The sequence below is a fragment of the Nocardia sp. NPDC057455 genome, from assembly GCF_042802775.1.
GTDB lineage: Bacteria > Actinomycetota > Actinomycetes > Mycobacteriales > Mycobacteriaceae > Nocardia.
Window position 1 is genome coordinate 48,583 of the sequence record NZ_JBHVDM010000001.1, and the last position, 22,581, is coordinate 71,163.

Consider the following 22,581-nt stretch of genomic DNA (forward strand, 5'->3'; position numbering starts at 1 on the left):
CCGAAGGAGAATAGTGTTCTCAACCGCGAGCGAAACCGTGTGCGCAGAAGTTCCATACTTCGGACGCGGTGATCGGATGCTGTGTCTCGTCATCGGAGGCTCCCGCGGACTGCGCGGTGAACATGACGGTCTGCATCACCATGGCCGCCGTCCGGCGGGAGTTGACCTCCGGCCGCAGTTGCCCGGCGTCCTTGGCCAGATCCATCAGTTCGGTGAACAGGGCCAGCATCGGCGCATGCGCGACCTTCACGTGATCGGGATGCGAAATCAACAGCTGCGGTGCGAAATCGGTGAACAAGGGCCGCTGCGCCGACGGATCCGGCCTGCACAGCTCGAACAACAGCTCGACGGCCACCTGGAGCTTGTCCAGCGGGTCGGTCTGGCCGTCGGCGGCGGCGCGCAGCTGATCGGACGTGCGACTCAGCGCGTCCTCGAACAACGCGAGCAGCAGCTCGTGTTTGCCGTCGAACTGCAGGTAGAAACTACGCAGAGATTGCCGGGAGCGGTCGACGACCTCTTGCACCGTGAAGTCCGTGCTGCCCTTCTCGGTGATGATGGCCTGGGCGGCGTCCAGGAACCGCTGCACGCGCTCCTCGGCGCGCAGCTTGGCGGTGCGGAGAGAGCGCTCGACGGCGCGCTGCTTCCAGGCCGGTTTCTCGCTCGGGCTGGTCACGGGCGCCTCGGTCCTCGGTCATATGGAGAGAACATGAATGCACTGTACCGGAGAACGGTGTGTCATCGGGTTCCTGGGTCACCGTGTCCGACCCTCCGGCGAGACTATCCTTTCCTATATCGAGAATGTTATTCTCGCTGCCAATCAGGCACCGATGCGGGAAGGAGGCAGGCCGCGATGGTCGTTGGGCACCGCTCCGGCCGGCCTGGCCGCACTTCGGCGCGCCGTCGTCGCCGGGTACCCGCCCGGCCTTCCCGCACGCGAGGAGCTCGTTTTGTACATTCGCTATGAGGTCGCGGACCGGATCGCCACCATCACCCTCGACCGGCCCGAGGCGGCCAACGCGCAGAACGGCGAACTGCTCGACCAGCTCGACGCCGCGTGGGTACGCGCCGCGGCGGACGACGATGTCGCGGTCATCGTGCTGCGTGGGGAGGGCAAGCACTTCTCGGCAGGCCACGATCTGAAAGACAAATCGTGGCCGGACCCGAGCAAGATCACCCTCGACCGCATCTACGGGCTGGAGTCACGCCGCTACCTGGAGTACTCGCTGCGCTGGCGCAACGTGCCGAAACCGTCCATCGCGGCGGTGCAGGGCCGGTGCATCGCGGGTGGCCTGCTGCTGTGCTGGCCGTGCGATCTCATCGTGGCCGCCGACGACGCGCTGTTCTCCGACCCGGTGGTGCTCATGGGTATCGGCGGCGTCGAGTATCACGGCCACACCTGGGAACTCGGCGCGCGCAAGGCGAAGGAGATCCTGTTCACCGGCCGGCCGGTGACCGCCGAGGAGGCGCGGCAGGTCGGCATGGTGAACAAGGTGGTGCCGCGCGCCGAATTGGACGAGCAGACCAGGGAACTGGCCGCGCAGATCGCGACGATGCCCCCGTTCGGGCTGCGTCAGGCCAAGCGCGCGGTCAACCAGACACTGGACGTGCAAGGTTTCTACGCCGCGATCCAATCCGTGTTCGACGTGCACCAGACCGGCCACGGCAACGCGCTGAGCGTCAACGGGTTCCCGATCCTGGTCCGACTGGACGACATGAAGGCCAACATGCGGTAATCCGGTCCGCCCCCATCATCTGCCGGAGTGCTCCGGCAGTATTCGCACGGCCCTTGCCGCCTCGAAAGGGACACCGTGTCCGTGCGATCCACCGGCGATCGGGCGCGTGTGCGCCCGGCGCCCTCGCTGTTCCCTTTCCGAAAACGAGGATTTCCATGCGCGCTTCCCTCCTTCGCAAGGCCGTAGCCTGTTGTGGCCTGGCCGTCGTCGCGGCCGCGGCGTTGACCGGCTGCGGTGACGACGACGAATCGACCGGCACCGCGTCGAGCACGTCGGCCGCCCCGGCGACCAGTGCGGCGCCCGCCCAGGCCGACGCGGCGACCACCAAGGCGATCACCGACGTGTACACGAGCTTCTTCAGCCCTTCGACCCCACCGGAGCAGAAGGCCGCGCTGGTACAGAAAGGCGATGTCTTCCTGCCGATCCTGCAAGCGCAGGCGGGCAACCCGCAGTCTCAGGGCACGTCGGTGACGGTCTCGGCGGTGAAGCTCGTGGACGCGAAGAACGCCGATGTCACCTACACGCTGCTGATGGGCGGTAATCCGGTGCTGCCGAACCAGACCGGGCAGGCGGTCGAGGACGGCGGCCAGTGGAAGGTCGCCACGGCCACGTTCTGCGCGTTGATGACCCTCCAGGGCGGTACGTCGCCGGCTTGCTGATCACCGATACACGCCGAAGGCCCGGCGCCGGAGTGGTTTCCGGTGCCGGGCCTTTCGCCGGGTATCGGCTACAGCTGCGCTATCCGAGGAGCGGAACCTGCGGCGCGGATGTGCGCACCCGCCTCGCGGACGAGTTCCCTTGTGCTGCCGAACAGTCCGTCCAGAACCAGGGTGCGGCGGACGTGCCGGTGCAAGTCGTGCTCGGCGGTGAAGCCGATGCCGCCCAGCACCTGCTGGCAGTGCCGGGCAGCGGTGAGCGCGGCCTGGCCCGCGGCGGCCTTGCCCAGCAGAGCTCCGAATTCGCCCTCGGCGTTGTGCAGGGCGGCCTGGGCGCCCTCGAGCGCGACGAGGGTTTCCGCGAGCCGGTGCCGGACCGCCTGGAACGAGGCGAGCGGGCGTCCGAACTGGGTGCGTTCCAGCACATGCCCGCGCGCCAGTGTCAGCATCGTGTGGCCGGTGCCGAGCAGCCACCAGCCGAGGGCGCGCCGCGCGGCCGCGACGGCCTGCCGGGGTAGCTCGGTTCCGGTCGCCACGCTGCGCAGCGGCAGCTCCTCGTCGACGGCTGCGCCGGGCTTGCCGTCGCGGTCCCAGACCACCCAGGCCTCGCCTGTGAACGGCAGTGGGACAGGACCGGGGCCCGGGTATCCGGCGGCGTGCCGGACGACGTCGTCGAGGACCGCGGCATGCGCGCCGGTCTCACCGAGCAGCCGGAACACCAGCGGGACGGCGACATCGGGCCATTCGGCCAGCAGTTCCGGCCAGCCCAGCCCGGCCAGCGCCCTGTCGAGTTCCGGACCGGTGGCAGCCGACATGGCCTTGCGCATCGACTCGGTGAGCAGGTCCAGTTCGGCCCGGTCGAATCCGGCTTCGGCCACGGTCACTCCTTGCCCAGGTTCAGCAGGCGGCGGGCGATGATATTGCGCTGGATCTCGGCGGTGCCGCCGTAGATCGTCGCCGCGCGGGAGTAGAGGAACTCGGTGCGCCACGGCGAGTCGGCGAGTTCCACCGCACCGGGCAGCAGATCGCGCGCGGTGTCGAACAGCCGCTGCTCGGCGGTGGCCAGCAGCACCTTGTCGACCGACGTCTCCGCCCCCAGCCGGGCGCCGCCCGCCAGGCGCCGCTGCGTCGTGTGCGAGCGGCACCGCACCGTGTGCAGCGCCAGATACGCGGCGCCGAGATCGGCGTCGTCGGCGATCGTGGACTGCTCGAGCACCCGGTCCAGCCGGGTGAACAAGTAGGCGATCCGGTGCCAGAAACAGGTGGAGCGTTCATAGGGCAGCAGATCCATCGCCACCCGCCAGCCGTCGCCGGGTGCGCCGAGCATCCGGTCGCCCGGCACCGGTACGTCGTCGAAGAAGACCTCGGCGAACTCGTCCACGCCGTGCATGGTGCGCAACGGGCGGACGGTGACGCCGGGCGAATCCATGTCCACGAAGAAGGCGGTGATGCCGTCGTGGCCGGGCCCGGTGCGGGTTAGCAGCACGCAGCGAGCGGCATACTGGGCCAGGCTGGTCCACACCTTCTGGCCGTTGACCACCCAGTTGTCACCGCGTGGCGTCGCCTTGGTGGCCAGCGAGGCCAGGTCGCTGCCCGATCCGGGCTCGGAGAAACCCTGGCACCACTGCTCGCGGCCGGACAACAGCAGCGGCACCATCGCGGCGGCCAATTCCGGTCGCGCGTAGGAGATCACTGTCGGCGCGAGCACTTCGATCATCGAATAGATGCCGGGTTCGGCCAGGTCGCGGGAGGCGACTTCCTCACCGAGCACCGCGCGCAGGGCGGCGGGGCCCCCGAGCCCGTGCACGGCGGTGGGCCAGCCGTAGCGCATCCAGTCCGCGTCGTACAAGGCACGCCGTACGCGCAGCAGTTGTTCGACCTGTCCGTCCAGCGAGTGGTCGGGGCCGGGGGTGAGGTCGTTGACCTCCAGCCAGGCGCGCAGGTTCGACCGGAAAGTGGCGACGTCCCCGTTCGGGTCGGCGCCCGCGGTCATGCGATGTCCGTTCTCGCCCGAGCCGAAGGCCCCGCGCGATGGCGGAAGCTGCCTGGCAGGGGCTGCGACGTGCTCATGCCTTGGAACGCTCGAAAGCGTGCGGGATCCCGGAGTCGTGCTCGCCGTTGCGGCGGATGAACGTCATCGCGCGCGTTCGCAACCGCCATCCGTCCGCGGTGCGCACGAGGGTGTCGGTGTAGTACCCGATGCGCATGTCGTGCGTGCTGTGCTCGACGAAGCACAGCGGCTGGGTGCCGGTGGCGGTGTCGCCGTCGATGTCGAGTGCCGGTGTCCCGGTGAGGAACAGGCCTTTCGGCGCGGCCGCGACCAGTTCCGGGAACAGGTCCAGGGTGTAGGTGTCGCCGAAGGCGCTGTAGCTGCCGTCCGGTGTGAAGACCGCGAGCAGGCCCTCGATGTCGCCCTTGGTGATGGTCACCGCGTACCGGGCCAGCACCTGCTGGATCTCCAGCAGATCGTCACTTCTGGACATGAATTCTTCCGCCTTTCATCACGAAGCGCACGTCCCGGGTGACGGTGATGTCCCGCACCGGGTCGCCGGGAACGCCGATCACGTCGGCCAGCAACCCCTCCGCCAGCCGGCCGCGGTCCTCCACGCCGACCAGCTCGGCCGAGGCCACCGTCGCGGCCCGCAGTACGTCCAGCGGCGGCAGTCCGCGCTCGACCAGCGCCACGAGCTCGTCGGCGTTGCGGCCGTGCGGAATCGCGGGGGCATCGGTGCCCACCGCGATCTTCACGCCCGCCTTGTAAGCGGCCAGCACGGAAGTGCGGGCCTTCGGGAACATCTCGGCCGCCTTCGCCTGGAGCGCGGGGTCCGCTTTCGAGACGTCCATGGCGTCGGCCAGCCGGGTGGTCGGCACCAGCCAGGTGCCGTGCTCCACCATCAGGTCGATCGCCTCGTCATCGATGAGGAATCCGTGCTCGATGCAGTCGATGCCCGCGTGCACCGCGTGCTTCACCGCGTCCGCGCCGTGGGTGTGCGCGGCCACCTTGAGCCCGCGCCGGTGCGCCTCGTCGACGATCGCCCGCAACTCCTCGTCCGAATAGTGTTGTGCACCCGGCGCTCCGGTGAGCGACATGACCCCGCCGGAGACGCAGATCTTGATCAGCTGCGCGCCGTGCTTGATCTGGTACCGCACCGCCTTGCGCACCTCGTCCACGCCGTTGGCGATGCCCTCCTCGAGGGTGAGTTTCAGTACGTCGGGCGCGAAGGCGGAGAACATGGTCGGGTCCAGATGGCCCCCCGTGGGCGTGATCGCGTGCCCGGCGGGCACGATGCGCGGGCCTTCGATCCAGCCCGCGTCGATCGCCTTGCCCAGCGCCACGTCCAGCAGGTAGCCGCCGGTCTTCACGAACAGCCCGAGATTGCGGACGGTCGTGAAACCGGCGCGCAGGGTCCGGCGGGCATTGCCCACCGCGCGCAGTACGCGCAGCGCCGGATCGTCCTTGACGCTGGAGGCCAGACCGGTCTCCCCGCGGCCGCCCATGAGGAGGTTGACCTCCATGTCCATCAGACCCGGCAGCAGGACGAGGTCGCCGAGATCGACGACCTCGCCGGCGACGGCGCCGCCGACACCGGCGATCCGATCGTCCTCGATCCGCAGGACGCCGGGCCGGACGATCGCACCGGTGTCGAGGTCGAGCAGACCGGCGGCCTTCAGTGTCAGCGGCGCCACGGGTCAGACCACCGGCTCGCGGACGATATCCAGGTATGCCGCACCGGAATCCGGTACCCGCGGCTGCTTCCACACTTCGATCGGGAACGACACCATCACCAGCGATTGCAACAGGTGGAACAGGTTGCGTACTTCGTCGGGCAGGTCGTGCCAGTCGTACTTGTCGATGTAGTCCAGGGCGGGTTGCAGTCGTGGGAACACGGTGTCGTACAACCGCTGCATCTCGTCCATGGAGGAGGCCAGCCGCTTGGCGTAGCGTTCCGGTTCGGTGGCCAGGATCCAGTCCGAGAACTGTGCCAGGTCGGCGAACTCGGTCGGCAGCGGCGTGGCGTCCGCCTGGTCGGTCTGTTGGTCAGTGGGCGCGGCCATCGCGGTACTCCTCGACGATCTTCTGGGCGGTCTTGTGCAGGTGACGGAGCAGGATCTCCTGGTCGTTGAGCGGGAACTCGGTGACCTCGCGGGTGGCGATCATGGTCTGGGTCGCTTCCAGCGTGTTCGCGTCCTGTAGCGCGTACTCCTTGAAGGTCACCGCGGCCAGCTCCTGGGCCAGCCGCTCCCGGGCATTCGCGGCGGGCACGAAGTACAGGCTCGCCTCGAAGATGTGCCGGTCCACGGCGGTCGGCCAGTAGTGGTAGGTCAGGTACCAGCCCGGCGCCCAGAACAGCAGTGAGAAATTCGGGAAGAACTCGAATTCGTCGACGCCCCAGGCGCGGTGCTTGACCGGATTGATGCCCTGCGGTAGCGGCTCCAAGCCCTCGATGTCGGGCCGGTCCCACGGGCCGAACAGGCCGCTGCGCAGTTCGCGCTCGATCGGCTTGACCATCGTCGGGTCCTTCGGCGGGGCCATCCCGCCCCAGGAGGAGATCATCGAGTGTGGGGCCGCGATCTCGTAGTGCAGCGCCTCGTAACCGACGCCGTAGAGTTTGTCGGCCTCGTCCTTGACCGCCTGCTTCTGGTGCAGCACCGGTGCGTGGTAGAACTCGGCGAACGCGTCGATGAACAGCTTCCAGTTGCTGCCGATCTCGGCCCGGTAGCTGAAGACCTCGGTCATCTGATCGAACGGGTACCCTTCGAGCCCTTTGGCCAGTGGACCCAGGTATTCGGTGAGTGGCTCGGCGTTGTCGTCGAGGTTGACGAAGATGAAGCCCTCCCACACCTCGCAGCGCACCGGTTTCAGACCGAACTTCTCCTTGTCCAGGTCGAAGAACTCCTTCTCCTGCTGGACGAAGGTCAGCTCACCTTTGAGGCTGTAGCGCCACGCGTGGTACTTGCAGGTGAACTGGCGGCAGGTGCCTGCGGTCTCCTCGCCGGGGTAGTCGTCCCAGACCAGCTTGTTCCCGCGATGCCGGCAGATGTTGTGGTACGCCCGTACTACGCCATCGTTGTCCTTGACGATGATCAGCGAGGTGCCGACGCAGGCAAGTTCCTTGGTGAAGTAGCTGCCGACCCGGGGTAGCCGGTTGATCCGGCCCACGTTGAGCCAGTTCTTGCGAAAGATCGCCTGACGCTCGTCTTCATAGAAGGCGGGGTCGATGGAGTCGGTGTAGTCGACCGGCTCGGTACCCAGCTCGGGATAGTTCTGCGTCCAGCTCCCGGCAGCGGGTTTCGTGAAGTGTGCCAAGGGATTACCTTTCGTGGTCCGGCGAGCGCCGGAGGTGTCGCATGCCGTGTCCGGTGGACCGTGCCGGCCGAGCGGCGACGACTCCTCGGCTGTCGCCGGTCGCGTGCTCCGCGCGACGGGCCGCCACTGACCGTTCGTCAGCCGTTCCGGATAGGCATGCGCCCTCCGTGCTTCAAAAATGAGAATAGCATTCTCAAAATCAACTAGTACATTTCCATGTGGTTGCGCGCCTGTCAACGCTGATCGAGTCGCCCGCCCGTGACGCGGGTTCTGGGACGCGCGCAGGGTGCCTCTGGGCGGGTTCGCTGCATACGCTCTCCAAAGAGCAGATATTGATTATCCGAATCTGAGAAGATAGTTTCCCTGACAGCGAGTGTGCCCACAGGGCACGTGCTGCTCATCGACGAGCAAGGGGCGAGACGTCGGCGACGGCCTGGGCCGATCGGGTGCCGAGCAGCCCACGGAGGAGGAACTACGGTGAAACCGCAGCGAATGGTCGTTGCCGCGATGGCGATCGCGCTCTTGGTGGCCGGCTGTGGCCGCGAGGGCGGTGGACGCGGAACCGACGAGGGCCCGGGCACAGCCGCCTCCGGCAACTTCGGCGAACTGACCAGCGTCTGTCAGCCCGGGAACGCGAAAAGCGCGTCGGCGCAGGGCGTCACGGCCACCGAGATCGAGGTCGGAGTCTTCTCCGACATAGGTTTCACGAAGAATCCCGACCTGGTCGACGCGGCGAAGGTGTTCACCTCCTGGTGCAACGCCGCTGGTGGCATCAACGGTCGCAAGCTGGTGACCAACCTGCGCGACACCAAGCTCATGGAAGTACGCCAGCGCATGCTGGAGGCGTGCCGGGAGGATTTCGTCCTGGTCGGCGGCAGCGCCGCGCTGGACGGGCTCGGCGTGAAGGACCGGCTGTCGTGCCTGCTGCCGGAATTCCCCGCCCAGGTGACCCAGACCGCGAATACCGGCTCCGATCTCCAATTGGGCGGCGGCTCCTCGGCTTCCGAAGCGGTCAACCCGTATACCGGCTTCCAGGACTGGCTGATCAAAGAGGCCTATCCGAATTCGGCCGGTGCGGTCGGGATGATCAACGGTGACTCGCCGATCACCAAGGTCATGGGCGAGAAGCTCACCGAGTCACTGACCGCGAACGGCGCGAAGATCGTCTACAACGACCTCTACCCGCTGGCGGGCGTGTCGGACTGGACGCCGTACGCGCAGGCGATCAAAGCCAATAGCGTCAAGGGCCTGATCTTCTTCGGGGAGTTCCGTTATCTCGCCAAGCTGCAAGACGTACTCACCAGCATGAACTACAAGCTGGACTGGATCGACGCCAACGCCAACTCCTACAACCAGTCGTTCCTCGACGTCACGAAGAGTTCTCTGGCCAGTCAGAACAATTACGCCGATCTGAGCGGGACCGCCCCGCTGGACGCGGCCGCGCGAGTGCCCGCGGTACAGCAGCTGAAAGACCTGTTCAAGCAGTACGCGCCCAGCAGCGCGATCACCTTCCAGGTGTTGCGGGCCTTCCAGTCGTGGTTGCTTTTCGCCAAGTCGGCGACCAGCTGCGGTGACAACCTCACCCGCGCGTGCGTGTACGACACCGCGAGCAAGGAGACCGCGTGGACCGGCGGCGGCTTGCAGGCGCCGGTCGATCTGTCCCGGCCGCTGTCCGAGCAGACCCGGTGCTTCAACGTCCAGCAGGCCACGCCCGACGGCTGGAAGACCGCTGACTTCAGGCCGAACAACGGCGTATTCCGCTGCGGCTTCACCCCATACAAGTACACCCAGGATTTCGGCAAGCCGCTGACCCTCGCCGATGTCGGCAAGAGCCGAAGCGACCTGAAGTGACGGAGCGTTCGCGCTGATGGAGCAGTTCATCGCCTTCGGGATCGTCGGCCTCAGCACCGCGGCGATCTATGCCGTGATCGGCAGCGGTCTGGTGCTCACCTATACGACGACCGGCGTGTTCAACTTCGCGCACGGCGCCGCGGGGATGATCTCGGCATTCGTCTACTGGCAGCTCACCGTCGGTTGGGGCTGGCCCGCGCCGGTGGCGATCGTCGCGGTGCTGCTGGTCTTCGCACCGCTGTTCGGCTTGCTGTTCGGCAAGGCCCTGGCGCCTACGCAGGGGCTCGGTGACGCCGAGAAACTCGTGATGACGATCGCCTTGCTCAGCGGGCTCATCGTGCTGGCGCGCTGGATCTGGAATCCCAACGAATCGCGATCGCTGACGCGTTTCTTCGCGGACAAGCCGTCGATCGATCTCGGCCCGGTCATCATCACCTGGCATCAGGCGCTCACCATGGCCGTGGCCGTCGCGGTCGCCGTCGCGCTGCGCATCCTGCTGTACCGCACCAGGATCGGCGCCGAGATGCGGGCCACCGTGGACGATCGTGCGCTGGTGGGCCTGACCGGCGCCGATCCCCGGCGGGCGAACCGGATCGCCTGGATGCTGGGCATCGAACTGGCCGCGATCGGCGGCATCCTCATCGCGCCGACCGTGGCGCTGGATGCCGCGCAGCTGTCGCTGCTGATCGTCAGCGCCTACACCGCGGCCATCTTCGGGCGTTTGCGCAACCTGCCGATGACGTTCGCGGGCGCGGTGGTGGTCGGCTTGCTGGAGAGCTACCTCACCGGGTACCTGCCCAGCAACGAGTACCTGCCCGGCCTGCGGCTGGCGGCCCCCGCGCTGCTGTTGTTCGTGGCGCTGCTGGTGTTCCCGCACGGCAGGTTGCGCGGTCGCGACCGCAAGCTCAGCCCGGTGCCGCTGCCCTCGATCAACGGATCGCTGGCGTTCGCCGCGGTGGTGGTCGTGCTCGGATTGATGCTGGCGACCATGCTCACCGAATCCGACCTGATCACCTATGGCGCGATGTTCGCCTGGGGTGTGGTCGCGCTGTCGTACGTGCCGCTGCTCGGTTTCGCGGGTCAGATCTCGCTGTGCCAGCTCAGCCTGGCCGGTGTGGGCGCGGTGGCCTACGCGCATCTGGGGCCGGAGGGCCAGTGGTGGGCCCTGCCCGCCTCGATGGGGATCGCGGGGGTGGTCGGGGCGGTGGTCGCGGTGCCCGCGCTGCGGCTGTCCGGGGTGTATCTGGCGCTGGCGACGGCGGCATTCGCCGTCGTCCTGGATCGCTGGATCTTCACCCTGCCCTCGTTCGAGATCCTCGGCGTGCGGATCTCGTTGTTCGACCAGGGCTCGGTGTCCTTGGTCGGGCCGGATCTGTTCGGCCTGGAACTGGACACGACCGCCGAGGTGACCGTCTTCGCCGCGGTGTGCCTGGCGGTGGCGGGGCTGGCGGTGGTGGTGTTGCGGCGCAGCCGATTCGGGCGTCGCCTGATCGCCTTGCGCGACAGCGAGGCCGCTTACGCGACCCTCGGTGGCAGCCTGCTGGCGGCGCGCGTGCTGGTCTTTGCGCTGGCGGCGGCCATCGCCGGATTGGGCGGCGCGCTGTACGGCATGCAGGTGCGGGCGGTCGCGCCCGAACAGTTCAATCTGGTGGCCGGACTGCCGATCTTCCTCATCGTGACCATCGCCGGTCTCGGTGCGGTCGGTGCGGGCCTCTTCACCGGCGCGGTCTTCGCCGGACCGCTGAACGTGATCCCCGTGTTGTGGCCGGGCCTGCAGAATCTGGCGCAAGTGCTGCCCGCGCTCGGCGGTATCGCCTTCGGCGGTGGCGTGTTGAAAGACGGTGCGATCGCTTCGCTGCGCGACGAGTGGGTGCCGATGCTGCGCGACCGGATCGTCGCCCCGCTGCTCGCGCTGATGGTTGTGGGGCTGTGGGCGCTGCGTCTGATCGACGTCGTCGACGGGTGGGGCTTCACCCTCGGTGTGGTGATCGCCGTGGTGGCGGCGCGCGTCTGGCATGGAGTGCGGAAGCGACCGGCGCCGGATCCCGCGGAGGTCCCGGTGGAGTGGTGGGGCATGCGGCGGCCGTGGACATCCGACGACGAGGAGGTGCTCGACCGTGCCGTCGCTACTGGAAGTTGACGATGTCACTGTCGTCTTCGGCGGTAACCGTGCGCTCGACGGCGCCGGATTACGCGCCGAACGCGGCGCGGTGACCGGACTGATCGGCCCGAACGGCGCGGGTAAGAGCACGTTGTTCGACGTGATCTGCGGGTTGCGCAAGCCGACCACGGGACGGGTGGCGATCGACGGCGCCGACGTCACCCGGCTGGGCCCGTCCCGCCGGGCCCGGCACGGCCTGGCTCGCACCTTCCAGCGGCTCGAGCTGTTCGGCAGGCTGAGCGTGCGCGACAACCTCTTGGTCGCGGCCGAACTCGGCCCGCAGCGCAGGCACGCCGCCCGGATCGTCACCGAGATCATCGACCGGCTCGGACTGCACGAGATCGCCGACGCCTGCACCGACGACCTGCCGACCGGCACCGGCCGCCTGGTGGAAGTGGGCCGGGCGATAGCGGCGCGGCCCAGCCTGATCCTGCTCGACGAGCCGGCCGCGGGCCAGGACCACACCGAGACCGAGCGGTTCGGCGAACTGCTGCGGTCGCTGGCCGACGACGGCACCGCGGTGCTGCTCGTCGAACACGACATGGGCTTGGTGATGAACGTCTGCGACGAGGTGTTCGTGCTCGATCTCGGCAAGGTGATCGCCTCCGGTCCGCCCGCGGTGATCCGCGCCGACGAAACCGTGCTCGCGGCCTATCTGGGAGACGTATGAGCGTGCAGAGTGCAACCGAAACAGTCACGACGACAATGGCTTCCGAGCCCGCCGGACTCCTCGCGCTGCGCGAGGTGCGCGCCGCCTACGACGCCATCACCGTGCTGCACGGCGTCGACCTGGACGTCGCGGCCGGACAGGTGGTGGCACTGCTCGGGCCCAACGGTGCCGGCAAGACCACCGCGCTGAAGGTTCTCGCGGGCATCCACCCGGTCGCCTCCGGGCGGCTGATTCTCGGCGGGCGCGACGCCACCGGAGCCGATCCGCGCGACCTTGCCCGCGCGGGCGTCTGCCTGATCCCCGAAGGCCGCGGTGTGTTCCCGAACCTCACCGTGCGCGACAACTTGCTCATGATGACCTTCACCGGACGGTCGAGGGAGGAGATCGAGGAGATCGCCTTCAGCCGGTTCCCGATCCTCGGCGAACGCGCGAGCCAGATCGCGGGCACCATGTCCGGCGGCGAACAGCAGATGCTGGCGCTGGCCCGTGGCCTGGCGACCGATCCCGCCGTGCTGCTGCTCGACGAACTGTCCATGGGCTTGGCCCCTTTGGTGGTCGGCAGGCTCTACGACGAGGTCGCCGAAATCGCCCGCCAAGGTGTCGCGGTGCTGGTGGTCGAGCAGTTCGCCGCCGCCGTACTGGACATCGCCGATCACGCGGCCGTGCTGGTGCGCGGCCGGGTGGTGCGGCAGGGACATCCCGACCGCGGAATCCGCAACGAATTGGCAGCCCTCTACCTAGGAAGTTCCACATGACCGAATCTCGCGCGGAGCGTTTCGTCCGCGAACTGCAGGAGTTGAAGATCCCCGATCCGGCGGCAGGACGCTCCGGGCTGTGGCTGCGCACCGGCGCGACGCTCATGGTGGCCGGGGTGGTGGTGGCGGTGCTGGCGTATTTCATGTCCCACGGCACCACCGACGCCCTCGCCCAGCGCGACGCCATCACCCTCGCCCTCGGCGGGGTGGCGGCGAGCGTGGTGGGTTCGGCACTGTTCCTGCGTTATTCGCTGACCAATTTCCTGCGGTTCTGGCTGGCGCGCCAGTCCTACGACCTCGACGAACTCGGTAATCGGGTGCTCGGCGCGGAGATTCGCTACGACGGGGTGGCCCCGGCGCCCCGCTGAGCCACCTGCCTGCGGGACCGAACGAACTCCCGCAGGCGAACACGGACAACGCCTGCTCCGGCCGGGGCCGGGCAGCGGCGGTGCACGCCATGCCCGGCGCAACCTCGCCGGGCACGGGAATCACCTCGGTGCACTGCCGCACCGGGGGACGGGGATCGGCTCGCGCGTCGTCCGCCTCGACTGGGGAGACGGAGGGCCACACGCGCGGTCGACCGTCGGGTGCCGCCGGTGCGGGAGGGACCTCTCGCACCGGCGTGCGCCGCGAGCGGCCGCGATACGAGGAAGTGGAGGTGCGCAAGTGTCCGGTGACACGAACGACGAGGGCATGAATTTCGAGCTCTCCGACGACCAGGAGCTGATCCGGAGATCGGTGGCGGAGTTGTGCCGCAAGTTCGACGACCAGTACTGGATGGCGAAGGACCAGGCGCACGAGTTTCCCACCGAGTTCTACGACGCCGTCGCGGGCGGCGGCTGGCTCGGCATCACCATCCCCGAGCAGTACGGTGGCCACGGCCTCGGCATCACCGAGGCCACCCTGCTCGCCGAAGAGGTATCGCGCTCCGGCGGCGGGATGAACGCGGCCAGCTCGATCCACATGTCGATCTTCGGCATGCATCCCGTGGTGGTGCACGGTTGCGAGGACTTGAAGCGGCGGACGCTGCCGCGCATCGCGAGCGGTGATCTGCACGTCTGCTTCGGCGTGACCGAACCCGGTGCGGGACTGGACACTCCGCGCATCACGACGTTCGCCCGTCGCGACGGTGACCACTACGTCGTGAACGGGCGCAAGGTGTGGATCTCGAAAGCGCAGGAATCGGAGAAGATCCTGCTGCTGACCCGCACAACCCCCTATGACGAGGTCACCAAGAAGACCGACGGCATGACGCTGTTCCTCACCGACCTCGACCGCGCGCACGTCGATATCCGGCCGATCGCCAAGATGGGCCGCAACGCCGTCACCTCCAACGAGCTGTTCATCGACGACTTGCGGGTGCCGGTGGAGGATCGGGTCGGCGAGGAGGGCGCCGGGTTCCGCTATCTGCTCGACGGACTGAATCCCGAGCGCATGCTGATCGCCGCGGAGGCGCTGGGCCTCGGCCGGGTCGCGTTGGACCGGGCGGTGCGGTACGCGAAGGAACGCGTGGTCTTCGACCGGCCGATCGGCATGAACCAGGGCATCCAGTTTCCCCTGGCCGATTCGCTGGCCCGGCTGGACGCGGCCGAGCTGATGCTGCGGAAGGCCACCTGGCGCTACGACAACGGAAAGCCCTGTGGGCGCGAGGCGAACACGGCCAAATACCTGTGCGCCGACGCGGGTTTCACCGCCGCCGATCGAGCGCTGCAGACGCACGGCGGCATGGGATACGCCGAGGAATACCACGTGTCCCGCTACTTCCGGGAGGCGCGCGTGATGCGCATCGCCCCAGTCAGCCAAGAAATGATCTTGAACTATCTGGGTTCGCATGCCCTGGGACTACCGAGGAGCTACTGATGGCGCAGCAGACATTGTTCGACCTCACCGGACGTTCGGCGCTGGTCACGGGCGCCGCGGGCGGGATCGGCTCCGCGGTGGCGCAGGCGTTGGCCGCCGCGGGCGCGGCCGTGCTGGTCACCGATGTCAACGGCGAGGCGGCCACCGCCGTCGCGGAGAAGATCGTCGCGAACGGCGGCAGCGCGGCAGGTCGGGCGCTGGACGTCTCCGACCGGAACTCCGCCGCGGCGGCCGCCGAGCAGGCCGCCGGACTGGCCGACGGTGTGCTGCACATCGTCGTGAACAACGCCGGTGTCACCGCACCGGCGATGTTCGCCGACACCACGGCGGAATCGGTGCGGCGGCTGTTCGACATCCACGCGCTCGGCACGATCAATTGCGCGCAGGCGGCGTTGCCGTTCCTGCCCACCGACGGCACCGGGCGGATCATCAACGTCACCTCCGCCGCGGGTATCGTCGGCACGCTCGGCCAGGTGAACTACTCGGCCGCCAAAGCCGCGATCATCGGCATCACCAAATCGCTGGCGAAAGAACTGGCACGCAAGAACATCCTGGTCAACGCGCTCGCCCCGCTGGCGGCGACGCCGATGACGCAAACCATCCGCACCGACGAGCGGTTCTCCGAGCAGATGCTCAACCGAATCCTGCTGCGCCGCTGGGCCGAACCGGAGGAAGTCGCGGGCGCCTTCGTCTTCCTCGCCTCCGACGCCGCCTCCTTCATCACCGGCCAGGTGCTGCCGGTGGACGGCGGCACGGTGATCTGATGACCGGCCCCATCCAGCATTCCGCGCCGGAGGCCGGGTCTCCCGGCCCGCCGGGCGCGGCGACGTCACACCGGACTGCCCGGGGGCCACTCGCCGGTGTCACGGTCGTCGCTTTGGAACAGGCGGTGTCCGCGCCGATGTGCACGCGCACCTTGGCCGATTTCGGCGCCCGGGTGATCAAGGTGGAACACCCGGGCGGCGGTGATTTCGCCCGGTACTACGACGATGTGGTGCACGGGCAAGCCGCGCACTTCGTCTGGGTCAACCGGGGCAAGGAGTCGGTCACCCTCGACCTGAAGTCGCCCGCGGGAGTCGATCTGCTGCACCGCCTGCTGAGCCGAGCCGACGTGCTGGTGTCCAACCTCGCGCCCGGCGCCACCGCGCGCCTCGGCCTCGCGCCGGCGGACCTGGCCGCGCGGCATCCGGACCTGATCGCGGTGGAGATCGACGGGTTCGGCGCGGGCGGGCCGCTATCCCACAAACGCGCCTACGACCTGCTCGTCCAAGCCGAATCGGGCGTCTGCGCGGTGACCGGCACCGCCGACGCCCCGGCCAAACCCGGGCCGCCGGTCGCCGACGTCACCACGGGCCTGTACGCGGCGCTGTCCATCCTGGCCGCACTGTGCGGGCGGGCTCGGGACGCGGCCCACGGCAACACCATCTCGGTGAGCTTGTTCGACACCATGGCCGAGATGATGGGCTACCACCTGACCTACGCGCGGCACACCGGCGTGGATCAGCAGCCGCTCGGGATGAGTTCACCGGCCGTGGCGCCCTACGGCGCGTATCGCACCGCCGACGGGCGAACAGTGGTGCTGGGCACCACCAACGACCGCGAGTGGCAGCGGCTGGCGATCGAGATCCTGGACCGCCCGGATCTCGCCGCGGACGAACGATTCCGCACCAACCCCGGGCGGGTGCGCCACCGCGGCGAGATCGATGACGTGATCGCCGCCTGGTGCCTGCGTCACGACCTGACGCGGATCCAGAAGATCGCCGACGACGCGGGGATCGGCAACTCCTGCTACCTCCGCCCCTCCGAGGTGCTCGACCACCCACAGCTCACCGAGCGCGACCGCTGGCGCAGCGTCGAGACTCCCGCTGGTTCGATCCCGTCCCTGCTGCCACCCGCGATCCTCGCCGGGTTCGAGCCGCCGATGGGCCCGGTGCCAGGCCTCGGCGCGCACACCGGCGCCGTGCTCACCGAACTGGGCTGCACCACAACGGATATCGAGGCACTGCGAGACGCCGGAGTGATCGGAGCACACCGATGAGCGGCGAGTCCGTGCTGCGGACGGAAGATCGCGACGGCGTGCGCACGCTGACGCTGAACCGGCCGCACCGCAAGAACGCGCTCGACGCCGAACTCTGGTCGGCGCTGGCCGACGCGCTGCGCGCGGCCGCGGCCGACCGCGCTGTGCGCGCCCTGGTGCTCACCGGCGCGGGCGGCGCGTTCTGCTCCGGTGCGGACATTTCGACGCCCGACAACGCGCACCCGGTCTACCGGATGCGCGCCCTCACCGACGTCGCGGTCCTGCTGCACGAACTGCCGCTGCCCACCGTCGCGAAAGTCACCGGCGTCGCGGTCGGCGCGGGGTGGAATCTGGCCCTGGGCTGTGATCTCGTCGTGGCCACCCCGGAATCGACGTTCGCGCAGATCTTCACCCGCCGCGGACTGTCGCTGGATCTCGGCGGCTCCTGGCTGCTGCCCCGGCTGATCGGCCTGCAACAGGCCAAGCGGCTGGCGTTGCTGGCCGAGACGATCGACGCCGCACAGGCCCTCGATCTGGGACTGGTCACCTGGATGGTGCCGCAAGAGGAGATCGACGAATTCGTCACCGATCTCGCCGCGCGCCTGGCGTCCGGACCGCCGGTCGCACTGGCCCAGACCAAGGCACTGCTGCACGAAGGCGCAGGTTCGACACTCCGGGAAGCGCTCGCGGCCGAGGCCAGGGCGCAGGGACTGAACTTCGCCACCGCCGACGCCCCGGAGGCGTTCGCGGCCTTCGCCGAACGACGTGAACCACGGTTCACCGGCCGATGGACGGTCCGGCGGCCGCCGATTCGTACCGCCGGGAATTCCGAGAACGGGAGATGAGATGCGTGAGGTAGTCATCGCCGGGGCGGTCCGCACCGCCGTCGGCAAGCGCAACGGAGGACTGGCCGGGGTGCACCCGGCCGACCTGTCCGCGCACGTGCTCGCCGCGCTGGCCGAGCGCTGCGCCCTCGATCCGGCACAGATCGAGGACGTGATCTGGGGCTGTGTATCCCAGGTCGGCGACCAGTCCAGCAACATCGGCCGCTACGCCGTGCTGGCGGCCGGCTGGCCGGAAAGCGTTCCGGGCACGACGGTGAGCCGAGCCTGCGGCTCCAGCCAGCAAGCACTGGATTTCGCGGCGCAAGCCGTGCTCTCCGGACAGCAGGACATCGTGGTCGCCGGAGGCGTCGAAGTGATGAGCCGGGTGCCGCTGAACGCGGCGAAGGCTTCCGGCGCTCCCTACGGGCCGAAAGCGTTGGCGCGCTATGACGGCTTCGCGTTCAACCAGGGCATCTCGGCCGAACTGATCGCGAAGAAGTGGGGGTTCGACCGCACCCGGCTCGACGAGTACTCCGCGCGGTCGCATGAGCGTGCCGCCGCCGCCCAGGACGCGGGCGCGTTCACCGACCAGATCGTGCCCGTGAGCACCGAAGAAGGTGTGGTGGACGCGGACGAGGGGATCCGGCGCGGCACCACCGCGGCGAAGCTCGCCGGCCTGAAACCCGCGTTTCAGGATGACGGTGTGATCCACGCGGGCAACGCCTCACAGATCTCCGACGGCGCGGCCGCCCTGCTGGTGACCACCCCGCGCAAGGCGCGCGAGCTGGGCCTGACGCCGCTGGCCCGCTACCGCGCGGGCGCCGTAGCCGGTTCCGATCCGGTGCTGATGCTCACCGGTCCGATCCCCGCGACGGAGAAGGTGTTGCGCAAAGCGGGTCTCGCGCTGGCCGACATCGGCGTCTTCGAGGTGAACGAGGCGTTCGCGCCCGTCCCGCTCGCCTGGCTCGCCGAGACCGGCGCGGATGAAGCGCTGGTGAATCCGCTGGGCGGAGCGATCGCACTCGGCCACCCGCTGGGCGGGTCCGGCGCCGTTCTGCTCACCCGGATGCTGCATCACATGCGCGACAACGGCATTCGCTACGGCTTACAGACCATGTGTGAGGGTGGCGGCACCGCGAACGCCACCGTCGTCGAACTGATGTCCTGAACGGAGGCACCCAGTGCGACGAGAGCTGTTCACCGCCGACCACGAGGCATTCCGGGAGTTGGCCCGGCATTTCGTGGCGAAGCGGGTCGCGCCGGACTACTCCGCGTGGGAGAAGGACGGCAGAATGCCGCGCGAGATCTTCGCCGAGATGGGCGAACTCGGGTTGCTGGGCTTCGCGGTGCCCGAGGAACACGGGGGAGCGGGGATACGCGACTACCGCTACAACGTGATCCTGCAAGAGGAGGCGGCCCGGGCGCTGGTCACGCTCGGCACCGTGCGCACCCAGCTCGACGTCATCCTGCCGTACTTCCTGGAGTACGCCGACGCCGCGCAACGGCAGCGATGGTTTCCCGGGCTCGCGTCGGGGCGGCTGCTCACCGCGATCGCCATGACCGAGCCGGGCACGGGCTCGGATCTGGCGGGGATGCGGACCAGCGCGGTACGCGATGGCGAGGACTATGTGCTCAACGGGGCCAAGACTTTCATCACCGGCGGTCTGCTCGCGGATCTGGTGATCGTGGTGGCACGCACGTCTACCGACCCGGACAACCGGCGCGCCGGGCTCACCCTGCTGGTGGTGGAGGACGGAATGCCCGGCTTCAACCGCGGCCGCATGCTGGAGAAGATGGGCTGCAAGGTGCAGGACACCATGGAGCTGTCGTTCCGCGACGTCCGGGTACCGGTGGCCAACCGGCTCGGCGCCGAGGGTGCGGCGTTCGGCTATCTCGGGCACAACCTGCCACAGGAACGGCTGACCGTCGCGGTCGGCTCGGTCGCGCAGGCGCGTGCCGCGATCGCCGCGACCGTCGCCTACACCAAGGAGCGCAAGGCATTCGGCACGCCGGTCGCCTCGTTCCAGAACACGAAGTTCGAACTGGCCGCGATGTCCGCGGAAGTCGAAGCGGCTCAGACCATGGTCGACCGTGCGGTGCTCGAGCTGGTCGAGGGCACCCTCTCCGGCGCGGACGCCGCCCGCGTGAAACTGTTCTGCACCGAGGTACAGGCCCGCGTCGTGGACCGTTGCCTGCAATTGTTCGGCGGATACGGGTACATGATGGAATACCCGATCGCCCGGCTGTACACCGATGCGCGCGTGGCGCGTATCTATGCGGGCACCAGCGAGGTCATGAAGATGATCGTGGCCCGGGATCTGGGCCTGTCCTGAACATCGCAGTGCCACGTAACGGCTCTGGTGTGGCGACGGCCTGTGCCTTGGCATCCGTCTTCGCGGGTCCACTCTCCCGATATTTCGCGGGAGGCGGGCACCGCACCGCTGGGGACAGTCGTCGTGGTGGGCCGCAAGACGTCGCGTGAACGCAACACGCCCCGGTCTTAACCGAAGCCGACCACGCCCGAGCTATGCGCGCTGTGCCCGCTCGAAGGCTGCGACGATCGCCGGTCGATTCCGGTCGCAGATGTCGTTTCCCGGGCCTGATGGCTGCGCGGTCAGGGACGCATCGGATGGGACGATGTTGATTCCGATGTTGCCGTTGGCGCTTTCGGCGAAAGCCGTGCAGGCTTTGCCCTCCCAGGTGTTCAGGGTGACGCGGCGGCCGACGATGTCGGTGAAGGCGCGTGATTGTTTGTTTTCGCCCCACGCCGGGATCGGTTCGCGCATCCAGCTCACCGTGATCAGTCCCTCTGTTTCCGAGCCCCAGTTGCAGGACTCCGCGACTACCTGACCGTGTTTTTCGTCGATTGTTCGTTGCGGAGCCAGCCCTTGCTTGCCGACAGCGTTGAAGACTTCATCCGGGGTCACCAAGGTGCACACATCCAGGCCCGATATCGGGCTCACGCTGGGCGCGGCGGGTGTAGTGGAGGCTGAGGCGTTGGCTGTGGTCGTCGCTGATGTGGGTGTGTGTGCGGCGTCGTGATCCGAGCCGGAGCATCCGGTGATGGCGAGTACAGCCGCAGCCGGTGCGATCACTGCGAGGTGTGTGCGGGCAAACCTAGACAAGCCAACTCCTTTGCGCGCCGGGGTAGTCATCGAAGTCGTCGGGCCAATCGCTGGGCCCGACCGTATCGGGCTCCCGCATCCGGCGGCGGCTCGGGCCTTGCGTCGTTTGGTCCGGCTGGGGCGTTGGTGGACTGACCGGCGGCGTGCTTGGCGCCGTGGTCGCTGGGAGATCGGGCTCGCTCAGGGCCCAGGGCCATATGTAGTGCGGCGATGATTTCAACGCCACCACCTCGGGCGGCAGGCCCGGCGCCAGATGTATTTCGATAATCGCAGCCCGAACACCGCCTTGCCCGCTGTAGTCCGGAACAGCCGCTGTAACAGCGTGCGGTGGACGAACGAGGCGGCGATACCGGCTGCCACACCGGCCACGACCGGCGAAGCGGCAGCGTCCGGGGATTACCCCATCACGTACCAGACCACCGCGCCCACGGCGATGTGCAGCAGCATGTCGAGAACGAACGCAACAGCGAGCACAGGGAAGCCGACCCGCGTCGACTCACGGCCGGGTGGTCGTCGGCCCGTCATCAACTCGGTGTCGGCGCCAGTCGTACCAAAATGCACCGAGGAGCTCCGAACTGGCGGGGAGTCCTCGAGCGGCAGATTGCGGCGAGCTGTCATCTCTTCTGTCAGGGTCTCCGGAGTACTCGTGTCGTCGTTCATTCGATCGAGAGATTAGGACCAGAGGACTGATGTCGGCTTCTTTCGGCCCAACCCTCGGGAGTCGCGTTCATCCCTTGGCTGTGACGGTCCATATCGCCAGCTCGGCTTCGCGAGACGGTGTCCCGTTCCACGGATGGTTCCGAAAACCATTGTCCACGAGGTACTCCATGTATTTCGCTCCGGCATAACCCCAATTGGTGATATCCAGCTCGGCCGTCCTCTGTCCGAGTTCGCTTTCCTTCCACACATGTGCGATGTCGGTGGCGATCGGGCGGAGGTCATCCGGCGTTGCCGCCGTGGGTACATCGAGGGTGATGAGGAATACCATTTCATCCAGTCGGCTGGGATCTCCCACCACGTCCACAGAAATGAGACACGCTCCCACCGGTAGGTGCGTCGCTGCCAGGGCGGTCTTCAATTCCTTGGTAACCAGGGGATCGGCAGAGAGGGCGGGGCAGCTTGCTGGTTTGGCTGTCGTCGAGGTCGTCGTCGAGGTCGTCGCCCCGCTCGGCTCCGCCGCCGAATCCATCGAGCTCCCCCAACCGCAACCCGCCAGCACTGCGACACCGGCGACGACGGCCAGCAGACTCGATCCGGTACGAACCATCGACCCCACCATGTTCCCTCCGCTCAGGTTCGACTCAGCCATGGACAGCGCGTCACCCTCGACGCATCTCTCGCGAGAGCAGCAGGCACCCCCCGATATGACCGAGGTTTCATATTATCCGTCGCAACCCGAGAGGCCCTGCGCCAGAGTCGCTCGCTACGCGGCGACCAAGTTCGAGGTACTGCCGCGTCGCTGGGCCGTGGAGCGGTCGTTCGGCTCGACCAGCTCCGCCGCTGCCAGCTCCTCGGCCGACGCCTCGGCCTTCTTCCTCGCCACGGCATTAAGTGTCGTCATCACGGCACCTCCGCGCTGAACTTCGTTCAGCGCGTCAGGCCGCAAACACCGTTAGATCCA

24 protein-coding genes are annotated in these 22,581 nt (G+C 68.1%); 13 read left to right on the plus strand and 11 right to left on the minus strand.

What is annotated here, in order from left to right; genetic code table 11:
- Positions 1-19 precede the first annotated feature (19 nt).
- Entirely contained in the window at positions 20-673 is a 654-nt protein-coding gene (locus ACFU5M_RS00230; RefSeq protein ID WP_379041513.1) for a TetR/AcrR family transcriptional regulator, read from the minus strand.
- A 274-nt stretch (positions 674-947) separates the two neighbouring features.
- Here ACFU5M_RS00230 and ACFU5M_RS00235 point away from each other — a divergent pair, with 274 nt between their 5' ends.
- Together ACFU5M_RS00235 and ACFU5M_RS00240 are read left to right on the plus strand one after the other, a co-directional pair.
- A complete protein-coding gene (locus ACFU5M_RS00235) occupies positions 948-1,733 on the plus strand; it encodes an enoyl-CoA hydratase (protein WP_379041515.1) in 786 nt (261 codons plus the stop codon).
- Between the two features lie 155 nt (positions 1,734-1,888).
- Positions 1,889-2,392 carry a hypothetical protein gene (locus ACFU5M_RS00240; protein ID WP_379041517.1) on the plus strand — a complete coding sequence of 168 codons (504 nt, stop codon included), beginning with the start codon at positions 1,889-1,891 and terminating at the stop codon, positions 2,390-2,392.
- 68 nt (positions 2,393-2,460) lie between these two features.
- On the opposite strand, the gene ACFU5M_RS00245 is transcribed toward ACFU5M_RS00240, so the two are convergent.
- The 6 genes from ACFU5M_RS00245 to ACFU5M_RS00270 all read right to left on the minus strand — a co-directional run bounded on the left by ACFU5M_RS00245 (position 2,461) and on the right by ACFU5M_RS00270 (position 7,697).
- Complete coding sequence (locus tag ACFU5M_RS00245; protein WP_379041877.1) at positions 2,461-3,216, minus strand: acyl-CoA dehydrogenase family protein; 756 nt, start codon at positions 3,214-3,216, stop codon at positions 2,461-2,463.
- Positions 3,217-3,269: 53 nt separating this feature from the next.
- The gene (locus ACFU5M_RS00250; protein ID WP_379041519.1) at positions 3,270-4,382 is read right to left on the minus strand and encodes an acyl-CoA dehydrogenase family protein; all 1,113 of its coding nucleotides are present in this window, start codon (positions 4,380-4,382) and stop codon (positions 3,270-3,272) included.
- 73 nt (positions 4,383-4,455) lie between these two features.
- Positions 4,456-4,872: a nuclear transport factor 2 family protein gene (locus tag ACFU5M_RS00255; protein WP_379041521.1), complete on the minus strand. Its 417-nt coding sequence runs from the start codon at positions 4,870-4,872 to the stop codon at positions 4,456-4,458.
- Positions 4,859-6,076, minus strand: a complete 1,218-nt coding sequence (locus ACFU5M_RS00260; protein ID WP_379041523.1) for an amidohydrolase family protein — start codon at positions 6,074-6,076, stop codon at positions 4,859-4,861. The genes ACFU5M_RS00255 and ACFU5M_RS00260 overlap by 14 nt, the downstream gene beginning before the upstream one ends.
- 3 nt (positions 6,077-6,079) lie before the next feature.
- Entirely contained in the window at positions 6,080-6,445 is a 366-nt protein-coding gene (locus ACFU5M_RS00265; protein WP_379041525.1) for a hypothetical protein, read from the minus strand.
- A complete protein-coding gene (locus ACFU5M_RS00270; RefSeq protein WP_379041528.1) occupies positions 6,429-7,697 on the minus strand; it encodes an aromatic ring-hydroxylating dioxygenase subunit alpha in 1,269 nt (422 codons plus the stop codon). The genes ACFU5M_RS00265 and ACFU5M_RS00270 overlap by 17 nt, the downstream gene beginning before the upstream one ends.
- A 492-nt stretch (positions 7,698-8,189) precedes the next feature.
- Here ACFU5M_RS00270 and ACFU5M_RS00275 point away from each other — a divergent pair, with 492 nt between their 5' ends.
- The 11 genes from ACFU5M_RS00275 to ACFU5M_RS00325 all read left to right on the plus strand — a co-directional run bounded on the left by ACFU5M_RS00275 (position 8,190) and on the right by ACFU5M_RS00325 (position 20,168).
- A complete protein-coding gene (locus ACFU5M_RS00275; RefSeq protein ID WP_379041879.1) occupies positions 8,190-9,548 on the plus strand; it encodes an ABC transporter substrate-binding protein in 1,359 nt (452 codons plus the stop codon).
- Positions 9,549-9,564: 16 nt separating this feature from the next.
- The gene (locus ACFU5M_RS00280) at positions 9,565-11,688 is read left to right on the plus strand and encodes an ABC transporter permease (protein WP_379041530.1); all 2,124 of its coding nucleotides are present in this window, start codon (positions 9,565-9,567) and stop codon (positions 11,686-11,688) included.
- Positions 11,666-12,379 (plus strand): ABC transporter ATP-binding protein, encoded by a 714-nt coding sequence (locus tag ACFU5M_RS00285; RefSeq protein WP_379041532.1) that lies wholly within the window; start codon positions 11,666-11,668, stop codon positions 12,377-12,379. Before ACFU5M_RS00280 ends, ACFU5M_RS00285 begins: the two co-directional genes overlap by 23 nt.
- 35 nt (positions 12,380-12,414) lie before the next feature.
- The gene (locus tag ACFU5M_RS00290) at positions 12,415-13,134 is read left to right on the plus strand and encodes an ABC transporter ATP-binding protein (RefSeq protein ID WP_379041534.1); all 720 of its coding nucleotides are present in this window, start codon (positions 12,415-12,417) and stop codon (positions 13,132-13,134) included.
- Positions 13,131-13,502 (plus strand): hypothetical protein, encoded by a 372-nt coding sequence (locus ACFU5M_RS00295; RefSeq protein ID WP_379041536.1) that lies wholly within the window; start codon positions 13,131-13,133, stop codon positions 13,500-13,502. The genes ACFU5M_RS00290 and ACFU5M_RS00295 overlap by 4 nt, the downstream gene beginning before the upstream one ends.
- A 325-nt stretch (positions 13,503-13,827) precedes the next feature.
- Positions 13,828-14,994: an acyl-CoA dehydrogenase family protein gene (locus ACFU5M_RS00300; protein WP_379041881.1), complete on the plus strand. Its 1,167-nt coding sequence runs from the start codon at positions 13,828-13,830 to the stop codon at positions 14,992-14,994.
- Positions 14,994-15,758 carry an SDR family NAD(P)-dependent oxidoreductase gene (locus ACFU5M_RS00305; protein ID WP_379041538.1) on the plus strand — a complete coding sequence of 255 codons (765 nt, stop codon included), beginning with the start codon at positions 14,994-14,996 and terminating at the stop codon, positions 15,756-15,758. The genes ACFU5M_RS00300 and ACFU5M_RS00305 overlap by 1 nt, the downstream gene beginning before the upstream one ends.
- Complete coding sequence (locus ACFU5M_RS00310; RefSeq protein ID WP_379041540.1) at positions 15,758-17,032, plus strand: CaiB/BaiF CoA transferase family protein; 1,275 nt, start codon at positions 15,758-15,760, stop codon at positions 17,030-17,032. Before ACFU5M_RS00305 ends, ACFU5M_RS00310 begins: the two co-directional genes overlap by 1 nt.
- Positions 17,029-17,856, plus strand: a complete 828-nt coding sequence (locus tag ACFU5M_RS00315) for an enoyl-CoA hydratase/isomerase family protein (RefSeq protein ID WP_379041542.1) — start codon at positions 17,029-17,031, stop codon at positions 17,854-17,856. Before ACFU5M_RS00310 ends, ACFU5M_RS00315 begins: the two co-directional genes overlap by 4 nt.
- Position 17,857: 1 nt before the next feature.
- A complete protein-coding gene (locus tag ACFU5M_RS00320) occupies positions 17,858-19,003 on the plus strand; it encodes a thiolase family protein (protein WP_379041544.1) in 1,146 nt (381 codons plus the stop codon).
- A 13-nt stretch (positions 19,004-19,016) separates the two neighbouring features.
- Positions 19,017-20,168: an acyl-CoA dehydrogenase family protein gene (locus ACFU5M_RS00325; RefSeq protein ID WP_379041546.1), complete on the plus strand. Its 1,152-nt coding sequence runs from the start codon at positions 19,017-19,019 to the stop codon at positions 20,166-20,168.
- 192 nt (positions 20,169-20,360) lie between these two features.
- On the opposite strand, the gene ACFU5M_RS00330 is transcribed toward ACFU5M_RS00325, so the two are convergent.
- The 4 genes from ACFU5M_RS00330 to ACFU5M_RS00345 all read right to left on the minus strand — a co-directional run bounded on the left by ACFU5M_RS00330 (position 20,361) and on the right by ACFU5M_RS00345 (position 22,521).
- Positions 20,361-20,990, minus strand: coding sequence for a DUF3558 family protein (locus ACFU5M_RS00330; RefSeq protein ID WP_379041548.1), 630 nt, complete (start codon positions 20,988-20,990; stop codon positions 20,361-20,363).
- A gap of 366 nt (positions 20,991-21,356) precedes the next feature.
- Positions 21,357-21,620, minus strand: a complete 264-nt coding sequence (locus ACFU5M_RS00335) for a hypothetical protein (protein WP_379041550.1) — start codon at positions 21,618-21,620, stop codon at positions 21,357-21,359.
- A 67-nt stretch (positions 21,621-21,687) separates the two neighbouring features.
- Positions 21,688-22,269, minus strand: a complete 582-nt coding sequence (locus ACFU5M_RS00340; protein ID WP_379041552.1) for a hypothetical protein — start codon at positions 22,267-22,269, stop codon at positions 21,688-21,690.
- A gap of 114 nt (positions 22,270-22,383) precedes the next feature.
- Entirely contained in the window at positions 22,384-22,521 is a 138-nt protein-coding gene (locus tag ACFU5M_RS00345) for a hypothetical protein (RefSeq protein ID WP_379041554.1), read from the minus strand.
- Positions 22,522-22,581 lie beyond the last annotated feature (60 nt).

What these genes read in the sequence shown, in the direction of transcription:
- ACFU5M_RS00240 (WP_379041517.1), top strand. Translation starts at nt 1,889, where the DNA reads ATGCGCGCTTCCCTCCTTCGCAAGGCCGTAGCCTGTTGTGGCCTGGCC.
- ACFU5M_RS00345 (WP_379041554.1), bottom strand. Translation starts at nt 22,521, where the DNA reads ATGACGACACTTAATGCCGTGGCGAGGAAGAAGGCCGAGGCGTCGGCC.
- ACFU5M_RS00330 (WP_379041548.1), bottom strand. Translation starts at nt 20,990, where the DNA reads ATGACTACCCCGGCGCGCAAAGGAGTTGGCTTGTCTAGGTTTGCCCGC.
- ACFU5M_RS00250 (WP_379041519.1), bottom strand. Translation starts at nt 4,382, where the DNA reads ATGACCGCGGGCGCCGACCCGAACGGGGACGTCGCCACTTTCCGGTCG.
- ACFU5M_RS00280 (WP_379041530.1), top strand. Translation starts at nt 9,565, where the DNA reads ATGGAGCAGTTCATCGCCTTCGGGATCGTCGGCCTCAGCACCGCGGCG.
- ACFU5M_RS00310 (WP_379041540.1), top strand. Translation starts at nt 15,758, where the DNA reads ATGACCGGCCCCATCCAGCATTCCGCGCCGGAGGCCGGGTCTCCCGGC.
- ACFU5M_RS00245 (WP_379041877.1), bottom strand. Translation starts at nt 3,216, where the DNA reads ATGCGCAAGGCCATGTCGGCTGCCACCGGTCCGGAACTCGACAGGGCG.
- ACFU5M_RS00255 (WP_379041521.1), bottom strand. Translation starts at nt 4,872, where the DNA reads ATGTCCAGAAGTGACGATCTGCTGGAGATCCAGCAGGTGCTGGCCCGG.
- ACFU5M_RS00300 (WP_379041881.1), top strand. Translation starts at nt 13,828, where the DNA reads ATGAATTTCGAGCTCTCCGACGACCAGGAGCTGATCCGGAGATCGGTG.
- ACFU5M_RS00275 (WP_379041879.1), top strand. Translation starts at nt 8,190, where the DNA reads ATGGTCGTTGCCGCGATGGCGATCGCGCTCTTGGTGGCCGGCTGTGGC.
- ACFU5M_RS00335 (WP_379041550.1), bottom strand. Translation starts at nt 21,620, where the DNA reads ATGAACGACGACACGAGTACTCCGGAGACCCTGACAGAAGAGATGACA.
- ACFU5M_RS00315 (WP_379041542.1), top strand. Translation starts at nt 17,029, where the DNA reads ATGAGCGGCGAGTCCGTGCTGCGGACGGAAGATCGCGACGGCGTGCGC.
- ACFU5M_RS00340 (WP_379041552.1), bottom strand. Translation starts at nt 22,269, where the DNA reads ATGGCTGAGTCGAACCTGAGCGGAGGGAACATGGTGGGGTCGATGGTT.
- ACFU5M_RS00295 (WP_379041536.1), top strand. Translation starts at nt 13,131, where the DNA reads ATGACCGAATCTCGCGCGGAGCGTTTCGTCCGCGAACTGCAGGAGTTG.
- ACFU5M_RS00290 (WP_379041534.1), top strand. Translation starts at nt 12,415, where the DNA reads ATGGCTTCCGAGCCCGCCGGACTCCTCGCGCTGCGCGAGGTGCGCGCC.
- ACFU5M_RS00265 (WP_379041525.1), bottom strand. Translation starts at nt 6,445, where the DNA reads ATGGCCGCGCCCACTGACCAACAGACCGACCAGGCGGACGCCACGCCG.
- ACFU5M_RS00320 (WP_379041544.1), top strand. Translation starts at nt 17,858, where the DNA reads ATGCGTGAGGTAGTCATCGCCGGGGCGGTCCGCACCGCCGTCGGCAAG.
- ACFU5M_RS00305 (WP_379041538.1), top strand. Translation starts at nt 14,994, where the DNA reads ATGGCGCAGCAGACATTGTTCGACCTCACCGGACGTTCGGCGCTGGTC.